The 15,787-nt window shown below is 63.4% G+C and carries 14 protein-coding genes and 2 pseudogenes; 7 read left to right on the top strand and 9 right to left on the bottom strand.

The window, feature by feature from the left end; all coding sequences use genetic code 11:
• Positions 1-11 precede the first annotated feature (11 nt).
• Positions 12-1,109: an AraC family transcriptional regulator gene (locus tag AC0L2K_RS16960; RefSeq protein ID WP_473531876.1), complete on the top strand. Its 1,098-nt coding sequence runs from the start codon at positions 12-14 to the stop codon at positions 1,107-1,109.
• 25 nt (positions 1,110-1,134) lie between these two features.
• Here the strand turns inward: AC0L2K_RS16960 and AC0L2K_RS16955 are convergent, their stop codons facing one another.
• Positions 1,135-2,025, bottom strand: coding sequence for a sigma-70 family RNA polymerase sigma factor (locus AC0L2K_RS16955; RefSeq protein WP_473531875.1), 891 nt, complete (start codon positions 2,023-2,025; stop codon positions 1,135-1,137).
• 10 nt (positions 2,026-2,035) lie between these two features.
• Positions 2,036-2,347 carry a hypothetical protein gene (locus AC0L2K_RS16950; protein WP_023799082.1) on the bottom strand — a complete coding sequence of 104 codons (312 nt, stop codon included), beginning with the start codon at positions 2,345-2,347 and terminating at the stop codon, positions 2,036-2,038.
• A gap of 148 nt (positions 2,348-2,495) precedes the next feature.
• Between AC0L2K_RS16950 and AC0L2K_RS16945 the strand changes: the two genes are divergently transcribed.
• Positions 2,496-2,861 carry a VOC family protein gene (locus AC0L2K_RS16945; protein WP_419693933.1) on the top strand — a complete coding sequence of 122 codons (366 nt, stop codon included), beginning with the start codon at positions 2,496-2,498 and terminating at the stop codon, positions 2,859-2,861.
• 25 nt (positions 2,862-2,886) lie between these two features.
• On the opposite strand, the gene AC0L2K_RS16940 is transcribed toward AC0L2K_RS16945, so the two are convergent.
• The 4 genes and pseudogenes from AC0L2K_RS16940 to AC0L2K_RS16925 all read right to left on the bottom strand — a co-directional run bounded on the left by AC0L2K_RS16940 (position 2,887) and on the right by AC0L2K_RS16925 (position 6,685).
• Positions 2,887-3,243, bottom strand: a complete 357-nt coding sequence (locus tag AC0L2K_RS16940) for a VOC family protein (RefSeq protein ID WP_023799084.1) — start codon at positions 3,241-3,243, stop codon at positions 2,887-2,889.
• 228 nt (positions 3,244-3,471) lie between these two features.
• Positions 3,472-5,240, bottom strand: a pseudogene (locus AC0L2K_RS16935) (cation:proton antiporter domain-containing protein).
• 147 nt (positions 5,241-5,387) lie between these two features.
• On the bottom strand, positions 5,388-6,416 hold the full coding sequence (locus tag AC0L2K_RS16930) for a cation diffusion facilitator family transporter (protein WP_473531874.1): 1,029 nt from the start codon (positions 6,414-6,416) through the stop codon (positions 5,388-5,390).
• 8 nt (positions 6,417-6,424) lie between these two features.
• Positions 6,425-6,685 carry a metal-sensing transcriptional repressor gene (locus AC0L2K_RS16925; RefSeq protein WP_473531873.1) on the bottom strand — a complete coding sequence of 87 codons (261 nt, stop codon included), beginning with the start codon at positions 6,683-6,685 and terminating at the stop codon, positions 6,425-6,427.
• A 288-nt stretch (positions 6,686-6,973) separates the two neighbouring features.
• Between AC0L2K_RS16925 and AC0L2K_RS16920 the strand changes: the two genes are divergently transcribed.
• Complete coding sequence (locus tag AC0L2K_RS16920) at positions 6,974-7,189, top strand: hypothetical protein (protein WP_128170309.1); 216 nt, start codon at positions 6,974-6,976, stop codon at positions 7,187-7,189.
• Between the two features lie 255 nt (positions 7,190-7,444).
• Positions 7,445-8,215, top strand: coding sequence for a pseudouridine synthase (locus tag AC0L2K_RS16915; protein WP_473531921.1), 771 nt, complete (start codon positions 7,445-7,447; stop codon positions 8,213-8,215).
• A 287-nt stretch (positions 8,216-8,502) separates the two neighbouring features.
• Here the strand turns inward: AC0L2K_RS16915 and AC0L2K_RS16910 are convergent, their stop codons facing one another.
• The 3 genes from AC0L2K_RS16910 to AC0L2K_RS16900 form a co-directional block, all read right to left on the bottom strand.
• A complete protein-coding gene (locus AC0L2K_RS16910; RefSeq protein WP_473531872.1) occupies positions 8,503-10,233 on the bottom strand; it encodes a Na/Pi cotransporter family protein in 1,731 nt (576 codons plus the stop codon).
• Positions 10,234-10,320: 87 nt separating this feature from the next.
• Positions 10,321-11,406 carry a phosphate ABC transporter substrate-binding protein PstS gene (pstS, locus tag AC0L2K_RS16905; protein ID WP_473531871.1) on the bottom strand — a complete coding sequence of 362 codons (1,086 nt, stop codon included), beginning with the start codon at positions 11,404-11,406 and terminating at the stop codon, positions 10,321-10,323.
• Positions 11,407-11,863: 457 nt separating this feature from the next.
• Complete coding sequence (locus tag AC0L2K_RS16900; protein ID WP_473531870.1) at positions 11,864-12,604, bottom strand: 2OG-Fe(II) oxygenase; 741 nt, start codon at positions 12,602-12,604, stop codon at positions 11,864-11,866.
• A gap of 185 nt (positions 12,605-12,789) precedes the next feature.
• Here AC0L2K_RS16900 and AC0L2K_RS16895 point away from each other — a divergent pair, with 185 nt between their 5' ends.
• The 3 genes and pseudogenes from AC0L2K_RS16895 to AC0L2K_RS16885 all read left to right on the top strand — a co-directional run bounded on the left by AC0L2K_RS16895 (position 12,790) and on the right by AC0L2K_RS16885 (position 15,777).
• Positions 12,790-14,187, top strand: a complete 1,398-nt coding sequence (locus AC0L2K_RS16895; RefSeq protein WP_023799094.1) for an NfeD family protein — start codon at positions 12,790-12,792, stop codon at positions 14,185-14,187.
• Positions 14,184-14,947: pseudogene (locus AC0L2K_RS16890) on the top strand (slipin family protein). Before AC0L2K_RS16895 ends, AC0L2K_RS16890 begins: the two are co-directional and overlap by 4 nt.
• A 299-nt stretch (positions 14,948-15,246) precedes the next feature.
• Entirely contained in the window at positions 15,247-15,777 is a 531-nt protein-coding gene (locus tag AC0L2K_RS16885) for a putative pterin-binding protein (protein ID WP_287180430.1), read from the top strand.
• Positions 15,778-15,787 lie beyond the last annotated feature (10 nt).

Below are 15,787 nucleotides of genomic sequence, written 5' to 3'. Positions count from 1 at the left end.
TAGACTTGGCCATGGGCACGCTCCATGACCCAGCGTCTCGATCGCTTGCTGCAGCGTCCGTTCTGGCGCGATCGCCTGAGCGGCCACCGGAAGAGGTCGTTGCCGATGCCGCACCTTCGGCCGCGCCGGACAAGGATGTGCTTTCGGATGTGCTGCGCGTGGTAAAGCTCACCGGCGCGCTTTTCTTCTGGGTCGATGCCTCTTCGCCCTGGAGCGTGGAAGTGCCGCGGGCGGGTTCATTTGCCCATCTTATCCTGCCGCGCGCCCAACATGTGATTTCCTACCACATCATCACCCAAGGATCGGGCTCGGTCAGCATCGGTGACGATCCGCCGATGGAGTTTGCCGAAGGCGACATACTTGTGATCCCGCATGAGGATTCGTACGCGATGTGTAGTGCGCCCGGAGTGCGGTCAGGTTTGAGCCAGGAAGATTCGCTCGACTTCTTTCGCGCCATGGCGGCCGGACAACTGCCCTTCGTGGTCAACGAAGGCGGCGACGGCCCCCTTCTGACCAGATATGTCTGCGGTTTCCTTGGCTGCGATGCACGGCCGTTCAATCCTCTGCTTGGGGCCCTGCCTCCGCTGATACGCATCCGGCGCGCGGCCGGCGCACCGAGCGATCTGCTCGACCGGCTGATCGAGCTAACGCTGGCAGAGGTGTCCGTTCAACGGCCAGGCGCTGAATGCATCCGCCTGCGTCTCAGCGAGCTGATGTTCGTTGAGGTCGTTCGCCGCTATCTTGAGGCACTGCCGCCGGAGCAGACCGGCTGGCTGGCCGGCTTGCGCGACCCCGCCGTCGGCCGGGCTGTTGCGCTTGTCCACGAGAATCCGGCGCGTGGCTGGACAATTGAAGAACTCGCACGCGAAACCGGCGTCTCGCGGTCCGTCCTCGCGGCCCGCTTCACGCGTCTCGTCGGCTGCCCACCGATGCAGTATCTCACGCGATGGCGCGTACAACTGGCCGCACGACTGCTCACTGATGGGCTGGCCAAAGTCTCGGCGGTCGGGCGTGATGTCGGCTACGAGTCCGAAGCGGCCTTCAGCCGGAGCTTCAAGAAGCTCGCGGGCGCCTCGCCGGCTGGCTGGCGCGACGGCCGGCGCGGATAGCGGGCGGCCGGAGGCCGACCCTCCCCTACCCCTCCATCGTGCTGATCTCGGCATCGATCAGGCACCAAGGCGCATAACGAAAATCGCGGATCTGGACGACCCGCTCCTCCCGCCATTCGACCAGCATGAAGCCGCGCACCGCGCCGTCCGGCTCCTGCGGGTTGCGGATCAGGATCGCCGGCCGGCCGTCGACAAAACCCAGCGACAGCGCCCAGTCGCTGATGCGCTCGTAATTGCCGAAATAGGTCGACACTTCAGCCTTGCCGCGCATGCGGAGCCGGCTGACCAATTCGAGTTGGACATCCTCGGCGATCAGCGCCCTGACCGCGTCGAAGTCGCGCGCGTTGAACAGATCGACATAACGGCGCAGCCGTCGCTCGTCATCGGCGTCGAGCCGTGGCGCGGCAACGTGCTCAGGCTGCGACGCCAGCAGGCGCAGCTGCGCCCGCCCGCGATGCAACGCCGCCTTGGTGGCGGCCAGCGTTGCGCCGGTCACCTCGCAGGTCTCGTGCAGCGAAAGGCCTAGCACGTCGACAAGGATCACTGCGCTGCGTTGCGCAACCGAGAGTTGCATGAAGCTGCGCAGGCCGCTCGCCGCGGCGAGCCTGCTGTCGGCGCTGCCGGAAGGATCCTCGATGGTGGTCATGTCGGTCTCGGTCATGCGCGACCTTTCCCGATGGCGCCGGCGCAGATGGTCCTGCGCGGCATTATGCGCGATGCGAAACAGCCATTGCTCGGGCCGCTCGACCGTCATGCTGCCGTCGACCGCCTGCAGCGCCTTGATCAGCGTCTCCTGCACGATGTCTTCGCCGTCGATCACCGAGCCGGCCATGCGGGCGCAGTAGCGGTGCAGTTTTGGGCGAAACCCGGAGAGCATCGCCTCAAGCGCCGGCCGATCGAATTTCGGTTGGATCATGGCGTCCATTCTATCCGGCCTTGCTCTCCTCAAGCACACGGTAGTTGCCGATGATTTTGGCAGGCGACCGCTTCACCGGCGTCGAGCGCCGTTCCGCATGGTTTTGCGTGAACGCCTCGAAGGCCGCAAGCCCGGTCAGCGCAGATGTGTCGTTTCCCTCGCCGACGACATGGACGAACTCGCCGTCGTCGAGTTCGAGCACGAGATAGCGCACGCTCTGCGGCGCCGTTTCATCCAGCGTCTCGAACACTTTTGCCACCAGCGCGCGGTTCTCTTCCAGCCCGGTGTCTTTCACGCTGTAGCGAATGAGTTTGTAGCCCATGGTTCGTCTCCTGAATGGTTGGTCTGAGCAGAAGACGTTTCGCGTTCCCGAAAAGATTCTCGCACGCTATAAATTTTTTCGGCCGCCCGGATCGACTTCCACCTGCGGACGGCTAGGCAGCAGCCATCGAGGAGCAGGAGCGACGACCATGCACATCCAGTTTGCCGAACTGCCGGTATTCGACCAGGACCGCGCCAAGGCGTTCTACACCAGGCATTTCGCCTGCAAGGTGACGGCCGACGAGAAGATGGGCGATAGCGGCTGGCGCTGGATCGAGCTGAAATTTCCCGACGCCGTGACGAACCTGCATTTCGTGAGGCGCGCCGACGACACGCCAGGCGCGGAGCCGGTGCTGGTGCTGGTCGACGACGATGTCGACGCGACGATCGCGGCGTTGAAGGCGGGCGGCGTCGAGATCATCACCGAACCGCAGGAGGCGCCCTGGCAGCCAGGCCGCACGGTGGCGGAATTTCGCGACAGCGAGGGCAACCGCATGGTGATCGGCAGCCAATGAGCGGGTGCAGCCGGAAAACGGCCACTTAAGCAGCCCCGGCTTTGTGCGCCAAAGCATGCCTCGGCTGGTAAAGGCCAAGCGAGCCGCCACTGGGAAGCGAGACATGCGTGAGCAGGCCCCAGCCTTCATCGGTGACCGAAGTGCATTCAACATCGTGCGATTTCAGCTCTTGGATCGTAGCATTGATGTCTTCGCACATGAGATAGACTTCGTGGCTGTCGACTTCGGCGGCCGGGTGAACGGCAATCTCGGCCGGCGGCAATGCGAAGATCAACCAGCCTTCGCCAGCATCGACTGCTGGAAAACGTAGGACATTGCGAAAAAATGCGCGGTCTGCCTCGGCATCCGTGCTGTAGATGATCATGTGTGCGCCGGAAATCATGGCTCCTTATCTCCCTGAAAGTGATGCGAACAAACAAGCTATTGCCGTTGCAAACGACGTTTCCGCCGTCGACACAGCCGCTCGATATCGGCAAGCTTCAGTTGGATATAGGTCGGCCGGCCGTGATTGCAGGTGCCGGAACCCAGCGTTGCTTCAAAGACCGACGCCTGCCAGACCTCACGCTATCAGCGGAAGAAGCTGGAGATGCTGTTGGCGCAGCTGCCGCCATTACCCGGCCATCGGTTTTGAGTCGACCTGGCGCGCGTTTTGGCTCTGGTCGGCGACCGGGGCGGCTGGGGCATCGATCCGGCTCAGAATGTGATCCGAGATGCCGCGCGCGATCTCCCGCTCGCCCATGATGATCAGGTCGGCGCCGAACTTCTTCAGGTAATCCACTTCGGCATCGGAATGCGCACGGGCGATGATCTCGAGCCTTGGATTGATGGCATGGGCTTGCTCGATGAGATTGCCGCTCTCGAACGGATTGGGAATGGCGCTGATCAACCACCGGGCCGAGGCAACGTTGGCCGCCTCAAGCAGGCCCGGCTGGGCGGCATTTCCCGCAATGACATCAACGCCGCGGGCGCGCAGCTGTTCTACTATCACTTGCCGTTCCTCAATCACCAGGTAAGGCTGCCTTGCCTTTTGCAACGTCTCCGCGACCAGGCTTCCGACCCGTCCATGGCCGACAAGCACCGCGTGGTCTGTCAGGCTGGTAGCCGCGAGTTCGGGCGGTTCGGATTTGCCTTCTTGCGTGGCGATGGTTCGCTCTCGTGCTTTCAGCCACGGCGTCAGCCGATCCAACGCCGCAAACAGCAGCGGGTTGACGAGGATCGAAAGGATGGCTCCGGCAAGCACCAGGTCACGTCCAGCCTCTGGTAGAAGCGCGAGGTCGACACCTAGTCCCGCCAGGATGAAGGAGAACTCGCCGATTTGCGCCAGGCTTAGGCCGAGTGTCAGGGCCACGTGGGACGGATAGCCGAACATCAATGCGATGGCCGATGCGGCCGTGGCATTGCCGATGACGATGATCAAAAATGTCACGCCGACGAGCAGCGGCTGCTCGACCAGGATCATCGGGTTGAACAGCATGCCGACGGAGACGAAGAAAAGCACCGCGAATGCGTCGCGCAGCGGCAGCGTTTCCTGAGCGGCCCTTTGGCTCAACTGGGATTCGGCAAGGATCATTCCTGCGAAAAACGCCCCAAGAGCGAACGAGACGCCGAACAGCTCGGCTGCCCCGAAAGCGACACCAAGGGCGATCGCCAGCACGGCCAAACGGAAAAGCTCTCGCGAGCCAGTGTGAGCAACGTAGTGAAGGATCGGCGGAATGACACGTCGCCCGACGACAACCATGATCGCGAAGAAAGCCGCCAATTTGCCCAGCGTCAGCCCGAGCGCGCTCCAGATGGTCTGCGGCTCAAACAATGTAAACAGGTCATTGCCGTTAAGGTTTGGCCCGTTGAAATTGCCACCGAGCACACCGGCGAAGGCCGGCAACAGCACGAGCGCGAGGATCATGGCGAGGTCCTCTACGACCAACCAGCCGACTGCGATGCGTCCGCCATCGGTTTCGAGCTGCCGCATTTCCTGCAGCGCCCGTAGGACCACGACTGTGCTTGCAACCGACAGGGCCAGCCCAAACACCACTCCGGCTCCGATCGGCCAGCCGATCGCCTGCGTCACGAGGAGCCGAGCATGGTCACCAGAGCCATTTGACCGATAGCGCCGGGAATCGCGATCTTTCTTGCCGACAGCAGATCGTTCAGCGAAAAATGCAGCCCTATGCCAAACATCAGCAGGATCACGCCGAGCTCGGCGAGTTGGCGCGCCAGCGCCTGGTCGGCAACGAAGCCGGGCGTGAACGGGCCAATCAAGACACCAGCCACGAGGTAGCCGACCAGTGGCGACAGGCGAAGTCGGTTCGCCAACGTGCCGAGGATGAAGGCGAGTCCGAGGCCGGCGACAAGGGTTGCGATAAGTGGCGCCTGAGGCATCTTCTCAATCCGGTTTCCGGCCACGTTTGGCGCTCGGGTCAAGCCTTGCACGAGCCAGAGATAATGGACCCGGGGATAATGGACTAAGACGCGGCGGTCTCAACATCTTTCGCGCGGCGAACGGAAACGCGCCGGTCGGAGCGACCGTTAGTGGCTGTCGTGCTCGCCGTGGGGATGTCCATGGCGATGATCGGCAACCGCGTTCGCCAATCTAATATTCGCCGCCGCAAGCGCCGGCATGTGCTCGAACAGCTGGTGCTCCAGCGCTGCAATGATCGTCTTCGCTTCGCAGACGGGCAGGCTTTCTTCCACGGCGATGGCAATGTCGGCGTGCAGCCTGTGACCGATCCACCGCGCCTTGGCCTCGACAATGCGCGCTGCCGGCACATGCGCGGCGGCATGGTGGATGTCGCCGATGACATCAGGATCTATACCGTCGAGCATGCGGGTCAGCACCGAGCGCGCCGACTGCCAGACGATGCCGAAGATCGCAAGCGTGATGAGCAGGCCGACGATCGGGTCGGCCAGCGCAAAACCGAGCCAGACGCCGAACGCTCCGAGGACCACGGCAAGGCTGGTCAGGCCGTCGGTGCGAGCGTGGTAGCCGTCGGCAATGAGTGCGGCGCTGTTGATTTCGCGGCCGACGCGGATGCGGAACACCGCGACGGCCTCGTTGCCGAGAAAGCCGACAATGCCCGCCGCCGCCAGCCAGCCCAGATGCGTCACCACGCGTGGATTGATCAAACGGTCGATGGCCTGGTAACCGGCGACGATGGCGCTGAACAGGATGATCCCGACGATGATCATCCCGGCCAGGTCCTCGACCCGGCCCAGGCCGTAGGTGAAGGTCGGCGACGGCTTGCGCCGGGCCAGCAGGAAGGCGATCCACAGCGGAATGGCGGTGGTGGCGTCACCGATGTTGTGGACCGTGTCGGCCAGCAGCGCCACGCTGCCCGACAGCGCGACCACGACCATCTGCATCGCCGCGGTGATTGCCAGGATGACGAACGACCATTTTATCGCCCATATGCCGCGGTCGGTCGTGGCGATGGTCGCATCGATGACCCCGTGGCTATGCGACCCGCTCACATGATCGTGATGGCCATGACCATGCGCGGCGTGATGGCGCGGCCCGAACCCGAACCAGTCGAGGAAGCGCGCGCCGAGCACAGGCATTTGACGGCTCACAAATATTTCGCCAGTTGCTTGAGTTCCGCCAGCGAGTTGCCGCCGGCTTCCGCGGTGTCCGTCAGGCAATGCTCGATATGATCGTGGATCAGTTCGCGCTTTGCACTGCTGATGGCGCTCTCCACGGCGTGGAGCTGCTGCGCCAGGTCAACGCAAGGACGATGCGCCTCGAACATCGACAGCACCGCCGCAAGATGGCCTTGCGCGCGCTTCAGACGCTTCACGACCGGATGCGAACGATGGATGCCGTCGGACATGCCTGTTTTGTATCCTCCCCGGGAGGATCCAGTCAAATCTTCTTTTGAGCTCACCTTGCCGGCGAGTCCGTCACAAATCGAAGAATGACGGCTAGCCACCTCCTGCGGGTAAACCGCCGGCGGCGGCGGCCCGTATTATTTCGTGACCATGTTGCGCCGGAACCTTCCCCTCGCACCAGCGTTCGGGGCGCGGTATTCGCGATGCCTTATTTTTGGGCAAACATGATAGGCGACGGGCGAATAGCGGTGGGGAGGCAAAAAGCATGGGTCGGGGAGGAGCATGTTGTCATGTCGAACCGTGAAATTGGAACGTCCCACACATTGGGGCTGCGCATCGCTGATCTCAAAGCCAGGATGCGGAGCGCCCGGATTACCGAGCACGAGATGAAAATTTTTCAGAAGGTAGCCGCTGTCATGGGAGGAGGTGAAGGCTCCCTGCGGATCGATGCCGACGACCTGATTGCCGCATCTTTCGTTGTCGAGGACGAGCCCAGGGCAAACTGAAGATCGGGGCCCCCCGGCGATCAGCGTCGGGGCGCGTGCGAGGCTCGAAATGTTGGCGCTCTACGGCGCCCCCCTCTGTCCTGCCAACTTTGCCATGATGTCCGGAGGCGACCTGTCGCAACGGAGGGCCGCAGCTCACACGTCCGGATACTCCTATCGAGAAATCCAGATATCCACCCCGGCGGCTTTCTGTTAGCAAATATTCACCTCAGGTGGCGGGGAAGACCTGACTTGCCGGAAAGATCACGCAAAACTATGGCGCCACGGCCGAACGCCGGCTGGCCACGCCCCTCGCCTAGCGCCGGAGCCAGTCCGCCAGGCGTCAGCCTTTGCCGTGCCCTGTCAAAGCTCGGCCTGTGCTCGCGCAAGCAGGCGGAAATTCTGGTCGCCGAAGGGCGCGTCCGGGTCGCCGGCAAAATCGTGCGCAACGGCTCGCTGCGCGTCGATCCCGGCCGCGACCGCATCGAGGTCGACGGCAGCCGCGTCGTCGCCGAGCGCAAGGTCTTTCTGATGATCAACAAGCCGCGCGGCCTGGTCACCACCCGCAACGACCCGCAGGACCGCGGCACCGTCTACGACTGCCTGGCAGAGCTCGACCTGCCCTTCGTGTCGCCGGTCGGCCGCCTCGACAAGGCCAGCGAGGGCCTGCTCTTGATGACCAACGACACGCGTTTCGCCCAGCGCCTGCTCGACCCCGCCTCGCACGTCGCCAAGATCTATCACGTCCAGATCGGCGCCCTGCCCGACGCGGCCCTGCTGGCGCGGTTGCGCGCCGGCGCCACGGTCGATGGCGAAGATTTGACGGCGCGGTCGATCGACATCCTGCGCAGCGGCGCCAGCACCGCCTGGCTGGAAATCACACTCGACCAGGGCCGCAACCGCCACATCCGCCGGCTGCTCGGCGCGCATGAGGTCGAGGTGCTTCGCCTGGTGCGGGTGGCGATCGGCCGCTTGCAGCTCGGCGACCTCGCCAAGGGCAAGGCCCGCCACCTCACGGCCGAAGAACTGGCGCTGTTTCAAGGCTGAGCGAAGGCGCCGAAGCGACCCGGCAAAGCGGAACGGCAAGCCCATCGCTTCAGGTTGGCGCTGCCCCTCACCTGCCTGCCGGCATCCTCTCCCCGTATAGTGACGGGGAGAGGGCACTCTCTTCGCCGGTTTCGCCAATCACCAGCGTTGCAGAATATTCACCTAGGTCGCCGCCAGCCACTTCTCCCCGTCACTATACGGGGAGAAGTGCCCGGCAGGGCGATGAGGGGCGGCGCCGACTTCGATAATTCGTCGCCTCTAATGCGAACGCGCTATGTCCCGCCCCGCTACTCGGCCGGGACCGGGCTGAGGCCGGGATCGCCCATCGCGTGCGGCCTGGTTTCCTTGCGTGCCGACGCCCGGGCGAGCACGCTTTGCCGGTTGACCGATTTGCGCTCGGCATCGATGCGTTGGATCAGGATTTCCGCGCGTTCGATCGACCCGAGCAGGGCCAGGATCGTGCCGCGTTCGGCGGCGCCTGCATTGGGTCCGAGCGCCAGCGTGCGGGCACGCAGTTCCTCGACCTCCGGCAGATTGACATGTCCGGCCGGCACCTTCGGGTCGGAGATGCCGTAAGTCGGCAAGATCTGTCGCAGCGAGGCATCGAGCTTGCTCAGCCCGACGTCGACGATGGCCTGCGCCGGACCACTGAACTTCTCGCGCCTGACGCGGCGCGCCACCTGATGCATCGATTCCGTCAGGGCGGCGGTGAAGTCGGCTTCCTCGATCAGGCTGGCGATCAGGTCGAGCTGGTCGTAGGGCAGGTCTTCCTTCATCAATTCGGCGGTGTAGGCGCGGATGTCGCGGCTGAGGATATCGGTTGCGAGGTAGTGCTCGCCCGGATCCGACGGCGCCTTCTTCGACGAGCGGGCGATGTCGAGGAACATGGCGCCGGCTTGCAGATGGCGGGCCGTCTCCTGCTGGACAGCGGGAACGGCCTTGGCGAAATCGCCGGCCAGCGTGCGGTCGAGGAATCGCGGCGTCGAGAAATCTTCCGTGTCCTCGGCATCGGTGTGACCGACACGCGACAGGACCCGCTCGAACACCCCGATGAACGGAAACAGCAACAACGCGTTGAAGACGTTGAAGAACGTCGAGTAAAGGCCGACCGCGACCGGCACCAGGGGAAAGGTCTCCTTGCCGTCGACGATCACCGGAATGGCGGGATCGCCGCCGAAGAACTGCATGGCCCATTCCAGGACCTGCATGGAGACGAAGAACAGCGGGATGGTGATGCACACGCCGATGATGTTGAAGGAGATGTGGGCGTAAGCGGTGCGCTTGGCGTTTTTCGAAAGATTGAGCGAAGCCATCCACGAGGTGATCGTGGTGCCGAGATCGGCGCCGAGCGAGAAGGCGACGGCCGTCGTCCAGTCGAGAATGCCGGCGGCGCCAAGGCCCATGACAATGCCGATCGTCGCCGAGGACGAATGGATCATGGCGGTCACGCCGGCGGCGATGAACACGCATTTGAGCAGGTTGAGATAGGAGTCGGCCGTCAGTGTTTGAAGCAGTGCCATGACTTCGGGCAGATTGCGCAGCGGGCGCAGGCCGCCGGTCATCAGGTTGAGGCCATAAAAGATCAGCGCGAAGCCCATGCCGGCAAGCGCTATGTTCTTGACCTTCTCGCTTTTGGCAAAGCAGTAGATCAGCGAGAACACGCCGGCCAGGATCAGCCCGAGCGGACCGAGCGGCAGGGCGATGAGCCCGTTGCCGAGCGTGGTGCCGATATTGGCGCCCATGATCACGCTGATCGCCGGTCGAAGCGCGATGACGCCGGCATTGACCAGGCCGACGACCATGACGCTCATCGCCGTCGACGACTGGATGACGCCGGTGATCAGCGTTCCCGCCAGCACGCCCTTGATCGGCGTTCCGGCGGCCTTGGCGAGAAAGGCGCGCATCCGGTTGACCGACAGCGCCTGGATGCCGTTGGCCATGAAGTCGAGGCCGAGCATAAAAATGCCCAACCCGCCGATCACCGGCACGAGGATGTCCTTGAAGATATCGATGTCCATGTCACGCAGTCCCCAACAAGCCGCCATCACGGCGCGATATGAATTTCAGTTCAGGCGCTGCGCGAAGCAGCGGCCTGGCTCTTCCGCTCAGTTTGCGACGGGCCCCTGCCCTGCCCAGTATTGCTCGATCCGGGCGATGAGCGCCTTCGGCAGCGGCACGTAGCCGAGCGCGGCGGCGTCATCCGCGCCGTGCGCGAAGGCGAGCCGGAAAAGGTCGTGCACGCGGCGATAGCGATGTTCCGAACGGCCCGAGACCTGAACGACCGCGAACACCGCCGTGCTGATCGGATAGGCGGCATCGCCGTTACGATCGGTCAGCGAAGCGAAGAAGTCGGTCGTTTGCGCCCAGTCGATCGATGTCGCGGCAGCCTGCACGCCCTGCGGCTCCGGCTTGACGAACTTGCCGGCTCTGTTCTGGATCAGCGCGTAGGCAAGGCTGGCGCGCTGTGCCGGGCCGGATTCGGCATAGGCGATCGCGCCCTTCGTGTCGTGCACGGCTTGAATGAGGTTCTGTGTGCCTTCCGCGTCAGTGCCGAGCGGCCACGAGATCAGTGTATTGGCGCCGTATTTGGCCTTCCACTCCCCGCTGACCGCCGACAGGTACTCGGTGAAGACAAAGGTCGAGCCGGAGCCATCCTTGCGGTGAACGACGCTGATCCTGAGATCGGGCAGCGTCAGATCCGGATTCACCGCCTTGATCGCGGGATCGGACCATGACTGGATCTTGCCCAGATAGATGTCGGCCAGCAGCGGCCCGGTCAGGCGAAGGCTTCCCGGGCCGATGCCGTCGAGATTGACGACGACGGCGATGGCGCCCATCACGATCGGAAACTGCTGTCGGCCGGCCTTCTTGAGTTCGGCGCCATTGATCGGCGCATCCGTCACGGCAAAGTCGATATCCGGCTGATCGAGACGCAGGACGCCGGCGAGCGAGCCGACGATTTCATAGTCGACCTTCCAGTCGGGCGAGACATAGTCCCCGCCGTCGGCGCGGGCGCTCTCGTAGGCCGTTGCCCATTTGCCGATGATCGGGGCGGCCAGTGTCGATCCGGCGCCGCGGATAGGCTCGGCCTGCGCAGCGGCCCCGATCATCAGGCCAACAGCAAGCGTGATGGCGCCGCTGATCTTCGCCGATTTGCGCCGTAGTGACGCAAAGCTTGCTGGAAACATCATGGCGATCCCCGACGCGCGAACAAATAGCTACTTTTCAGTCTTGGCAGATATCAACAGTCATCCGCCCGGCGAACGAACGCCGGCAGAGAAACAACACCGCTCACCGTATGAACCTTGGTTAACGATTGGATGACAAAGATCTTTGTGGGCGAGATTTTTATTTTTCCGCGATTACCGCGGTTGCCTGAAGAATTGTTCGGCAGCCAATCGCTTCAGCTTTGCGCTGCCCCTCACCTGCCTGCCGGCACCCTCTCCCCGTATAGTGACGGGGAGAGGGGCGCTCTCATCGATGGTTTCGCCAATCACCAGCGTTGCAGAATATCCGCCACGGTGCGACCAGTCCCTTCTCCCCGTCACACGGGGAGAAGTGCCCGGCAGGGCGATGAGGGGCGGCGGCGACCCCGACGACTGATCCCCTTGGCACGAAGTTGCTGGTCGCCTCCACGCAGGGACAGCCCTATTTCGCGTCGTGGAAGATAATGCCGACGGTATGGCGCATGCCGGAGCGAAGCCGGCTGACGCCGTGCCTGAGATTGACGCGGTAGCTGCCTTTGCTGCCCTGCACCGGACGATTGTGGACCGCGAAGGCGACTGCATCGCCCTGGCGCAGCGGCACCACCTCGGCGCGGCTCTGCATGCGCGGGCGCTGTTCGGTCAGCACGAACTCGCCGCCGGTGAAATCTTTATCCGGTTCCGACAGCAGGATTGCCACCTGCAGCGGGAAGGCAAGATCGCCGTAGAGATCCTGATGCAGGCAGTTGAAGTCGCCAGGGCCATACTGGAGCAGGAGCGGCGTCGGCCGCGTCTGGCCCTGCTCGTGGCATTGCTTGAGGAACGCGGCGTGTTCGTCCGGGTAGCGCTGGGCGATGCCCATGCGCTCGTTCCAGTCGTTGGCGACGGCGGCAAGGCGCGGATAGAGTGCGGTGCGCAAGCCGCCGATCAGCTCTGGCAAGGGATAGCGGAAGTAGCGGTACTCGCCCTTGCCGAAGCCGTGCCGCGCCATGTGGACATGGCTCCGGAAATGGCTTTCGTCGGGATAGAGCCCGGCGATCTCCCGGCATTCTTCTGACGTCAGCAGCTTTTCCATCACCGCGCAGCCATAGAAGCTCATCTCCTCGGCCAGTGCCTGCCAGTCATATCCGGCGACGCGCGCTTCCGCCGATCGGACCGCTGCTTCTGGAACCGCGTGTATGGTCATGGCTCTGCCTCCTCTGGCTTCATCGGCTTCTGCAATCAGATGGGTGAATCGGCGCGTGCAAACCACCCGTTTCCTGCCAACCGGTTTAGGCACAACGCAAGGTTGCCATGGATCAGCTTCACCGCCGCGACGCAGCATGGATTTTAGCAAAATCGAGCCCATATCCCTGATAGGGAGCTTTGAGCGTGAAACTCGCGCGTGTAGCCCTGATTGCCGCGGCTTTTGTAGCCGCTGTGGCTGTTTGTTCTTCTTCCGCAGCAACAGGAGAAGCAAACGGCCAAGGGCGGACTGCGCTGCGCATCGAGATAGACGGCGCCATCGGTCCGGCGAGCGCCATGCAGTTCGAGGAAGCGCTGGCGGTGGCCGCAGAACGGAACGCCGAGGTTTTCATCTTGCAGATGAACACGCCGGGCGGGTTGGTCACCAGCATGCGTGAGATCATCGCCGACATCCTCGCCTCCCCGGTTCCCGTCATCGGCTATGTCGCGCCCGCCGGCGGGCATGCGGCGAGCGCCGGAACCTACATCCTCTACGCAACCCATGTGGCGGCGATGGCGCCCGGCACCAATCTGGGCGCGGCAACGCCCATCGAGATGGGCGGGCCGATGCCATCCTTTCCCGGCGACGACAAGAACAATGGCCCGGAAGCCGGCAAGGACCCGAAGAATCCACCGGCGGGCAATGCGATGATCGCCAAGGCGACGAACGACGCGGTTGCCTTGATCCGCAGCCTGGCCGAACTGCGCGGGCGCAATGCCGATTGGGGTGAAAAGGCGGTGCGCGAGGCGGCCAGCCTGTCGGCCAGCGCCGCACTGCAGGAAAATGTGATCGACTTTGTCGCCCGCGACACGACCGAACTGCTTCAGCTGGCCGACGGCCGGACGGTCGAGATCGCCGGCAGGAAAAAGGTGCTGGCGACCAAAAGGCTGCCGGTTGAAACGCTCGAGCCTGGCTGGCTCATCCGGCTTCTCGCCGTCATCACCGACCCGAACATCGCCGTCATCCTGATGCTGATCGGCGTTTATGGCCTCGTCTTCGAGTTCACCAGCCCGGGCGCGGTCGCGCCAGGCGTGATCGGCACGATCTGCCTGCTGCTCGGGCTCTATGCGCTCAATCTCCTGCCGATCAGCTATGCCGGCCTTGCCCTGATGCTGCTTGGCATCATCTTCCTCGTCGTCGAGGTCTTTAATCCCACAGTGGTGCTTGGGCTGGGAGGCGTGGCTGCGTTTCTGCTGGGCGCTGCCATGCTGCTCAGGATCGAAGGTCCCGGCTTCGAGATGTCGTGGGCCGTCATCGGCACCGCCGCCATCCTGACGCTCGGCCTGGCGCTGCTAACCGGCAGCTATCTGTGGGCGGCCCGCAAGAACGTTCCGCGTGTTGGCGCCCAGGCCATGCAAGGGCTGCCGGCCAAGGTCCTCGACTGGCAGGGCAGCGAGGGACACGTGCTGGCCCGGGGTGAGCGCTGGCGGGCGAAAGCCGACGAACCCATTGCGGTGGGCGACAGCGTCGAGGTGGCTGATGTCAGGGGTCTCGTGCTGACGATACGGCGCCGCAATGTGCGAAGCGATGGAGCAAGGCAATGATGCTCGGATATGTGGCCTATCTGGTGGCAGCGCTCGTCGTGGTCATGTTCCTGTCCGCGGCCATCGCATCCTGAGGGAATATCAGCGCGGCGTGGTCTTCACGCTCGGCCGCTTCACCGGGGTCAAGGGGCCCGGCCTGATCATCCTCATCCCCTTCGTGCAGCAGATGGTGAAGGTCGACCTGAGGGTGGTGGTCCAGGACGTGCCGCCGCAGGACGTGATCTCGCGCGACAACGTCTCGGTGAAGGTCAACGCAGTGCTGTATTTTCGTATCGTCGACGCCGAGCGGGCGGTGATCCAGGTCGAGGACTTCATGACCGCCACCAACCAGCTGGCACAGACCACGTTGCGCTCGGTGCTCGGCAAGCATGAACTCGATGAAATGCTGGCCGAACGCGACAAGCTCAACAGCGATATCCAGGAGATCCTCGATCAGCGGACCGATGCCTGGGGCATCAAGGTCTCCGATGTCGAGATCAAGCATGTCGACCTCAACGAGAACATGGTCCGCGCCATCGCCAAGCAGGCAGAGGCCGAACGGCTGCGGCGTGCGAAAGTGATCAATGCCGACGGCGAACAGCAGGCGGCGGCAAAACTCGTCGAGGCCGGCAAGATGCTGTCCGAGACCCCGCAGGCCATGCAGCTGCGCTATTTCGAGGCGCTCCATGACATCGCCGGTGAACGCTCGTCGACGGTGGTGTTTCCGGTGCCGATGGATTTGCTCGGCCATTTCATCAGGCCGACCGGCGAGAAGACGTGAGCTCGAAGGCCGGCGATCCTTCAACCCCCTCTGCCCTGGCAGGCATCTCGCCCCACAACAATGGACCACTTCGTGGGGGCGAGGAACCCAAGCTGGAATGAGGCCGCGATCCTTCATGCCGGCCATCTCCGCCACGAGCGGGGAGATCGGCAGGTCGCCGCTGCGCGCCAATCAACCGTTCGTTGGCCGAACAGGGCTAACGGAAAAATCAGACATTCATGGCAATGTTGAACCCGCCTGCCCGAATGAAAGTCAGGCGACGGCTGGGTGCTGGCCCATCGAGGAGAAAAGGATTGCGCATGTCATCCTTGCTCAACACCGGACTATCATCGCTCAAGCGCAGTCTGATCATGCTGGCAGTCCTGGCCTTTTGCATCTTGCCGGCCGGGGCGTTGGAGCCCGTTGATCTCCCGGAATCGCCAGACACTGTGGCCTTCAATGTTCAGAACAACGGCAAGTCGGTCCCAGTCACGTTGCGACAGCTGGAAAAGCTCGGTCTCTACCGGGTCACCACCGCAAGTCCATTTGAAAAAGGGCAGCTGACATTTGAAGGCGTCCTGTTCCGCGACGTGCTCAAGCTCGTTGGATTGGAAGGCGAGGATTCCGTTGTTCTGCGGGCGGTGGACGAATATGTGCAGATAATTCCGCGCCAGGATTGGACGGAAGGTCCTCTCCTGCTTGCCACCCGCCAGAATGGAAAATTGCTGACCCGGCGCACGCAAGGTCCGACCCGGCTGGTCTATCCGCTCAACGACCACCCGGCCTTCGACACGCCAGTCCACAAACCACGGTGGGTCTGGCTGATCAAGACGCTCGAGCCTGGCGGCTGATCGAGCTCCG

This window comes from Mesorhizobium sp. WSM4817 (assembly GCF_055811135.1).
This window is presented reverse-complemented; position numbering and strand designations above follow the sequence as displayed.

Bases quoted from the DNA above. Each gene is read 5' to 3' on its own strand.
- AC0L2K_RS16915 (WP_473531921.1), top strand. From the start codon at position 7,445: ATGGCGCCACGGCCGAACGCCGGCTGGCCACGCCCCTCGCCTAGCGCC.
- AC0L2K_RS16945 (WP_419693933.1), top strand. From the start codon at position 2,496: ATGCACATCCAGTTTGCCGAACTGCCGGTATTCGACCAGGACCGCGCC.
- AC0L2K_RS16960 (WP_473531876.1), top strand. From the start codon at position 12: ATGGGCACGCTCCATGACCCAGCGTCTCGATCGCTTGCTGCAGCGTCC.
- AC0L2K_RS16955 (WP_473531875.1), bottom strand. From the start codon at position 2,025: ATGATCCAACCGAAATTCGATCGGCCGGCGCTTGAGGCGATGCTCTCC.
- AC0L2K_RS16940 (WP_023799084.1), bottom strand. From the start codon at position 3,243: ATGATTTCCGGCGCACACATGATCATCTACAGCACGGATGCCGAGGCA.
- AC0L2K_RS16950 (WP_023799082.1), bottom strand. From the start codon at position 2,347: ATGGGCTACAAACTCATTCGCTACAGCGTGAAAGACACCGGGCTGGAA.
- pstS (WP_473531871.1), bottom strand. From the start codon at position 11,406: ATGATGTTTCCAGCAAGCTTTGCGTCACTACGGCGCAAATCGGCGAAG.
- AC0L2K_RS16925 (WP_473531873.1), bottom strand. From the start codon at position 6,685: ATGTCCGACGGCATCCATCGTTCGCATCCGGTCGTGAAGCGTCTGAAG.
- AC0L2K_RS16920 (WP_128170309.1), top strand. From the start codon at position 6,974: ATGTCGAACCGTGAAATTGGAACGTCCCACACATTGGGGCTGCGCATC.
- AC0L2K_RS16885 (WP_287180430.1), top strand. From the start codon at position 15,247: ATGTCATCCTTGCTCAACACCGGACTATCATCGCTCAAGCGCAGTCTG.
- AC0L2K_RS16930 (WP_473531874.1), bottom strand. From the start codon at position 6,416: ATGCCTGTGCTCGGCGCGCGCTTCCTCGACTGGTTCGGGTTCGGGCCG.
- AC0L2K_RS16900 (WP_473531870.1), bottom strand. From the start codon at position 12,604: ATGACCATACACGCGGTTCCAGAAGCAGCGGTCCGATCGGCGGAAGCG.
- AC0L2K_RS16910 (WP_473531872.1), bottom strand. From the start codon at position 10,233: ATGGACATCGATATCTTCAAGGACATCCTCGTGCCGGTGATCGGCGGG.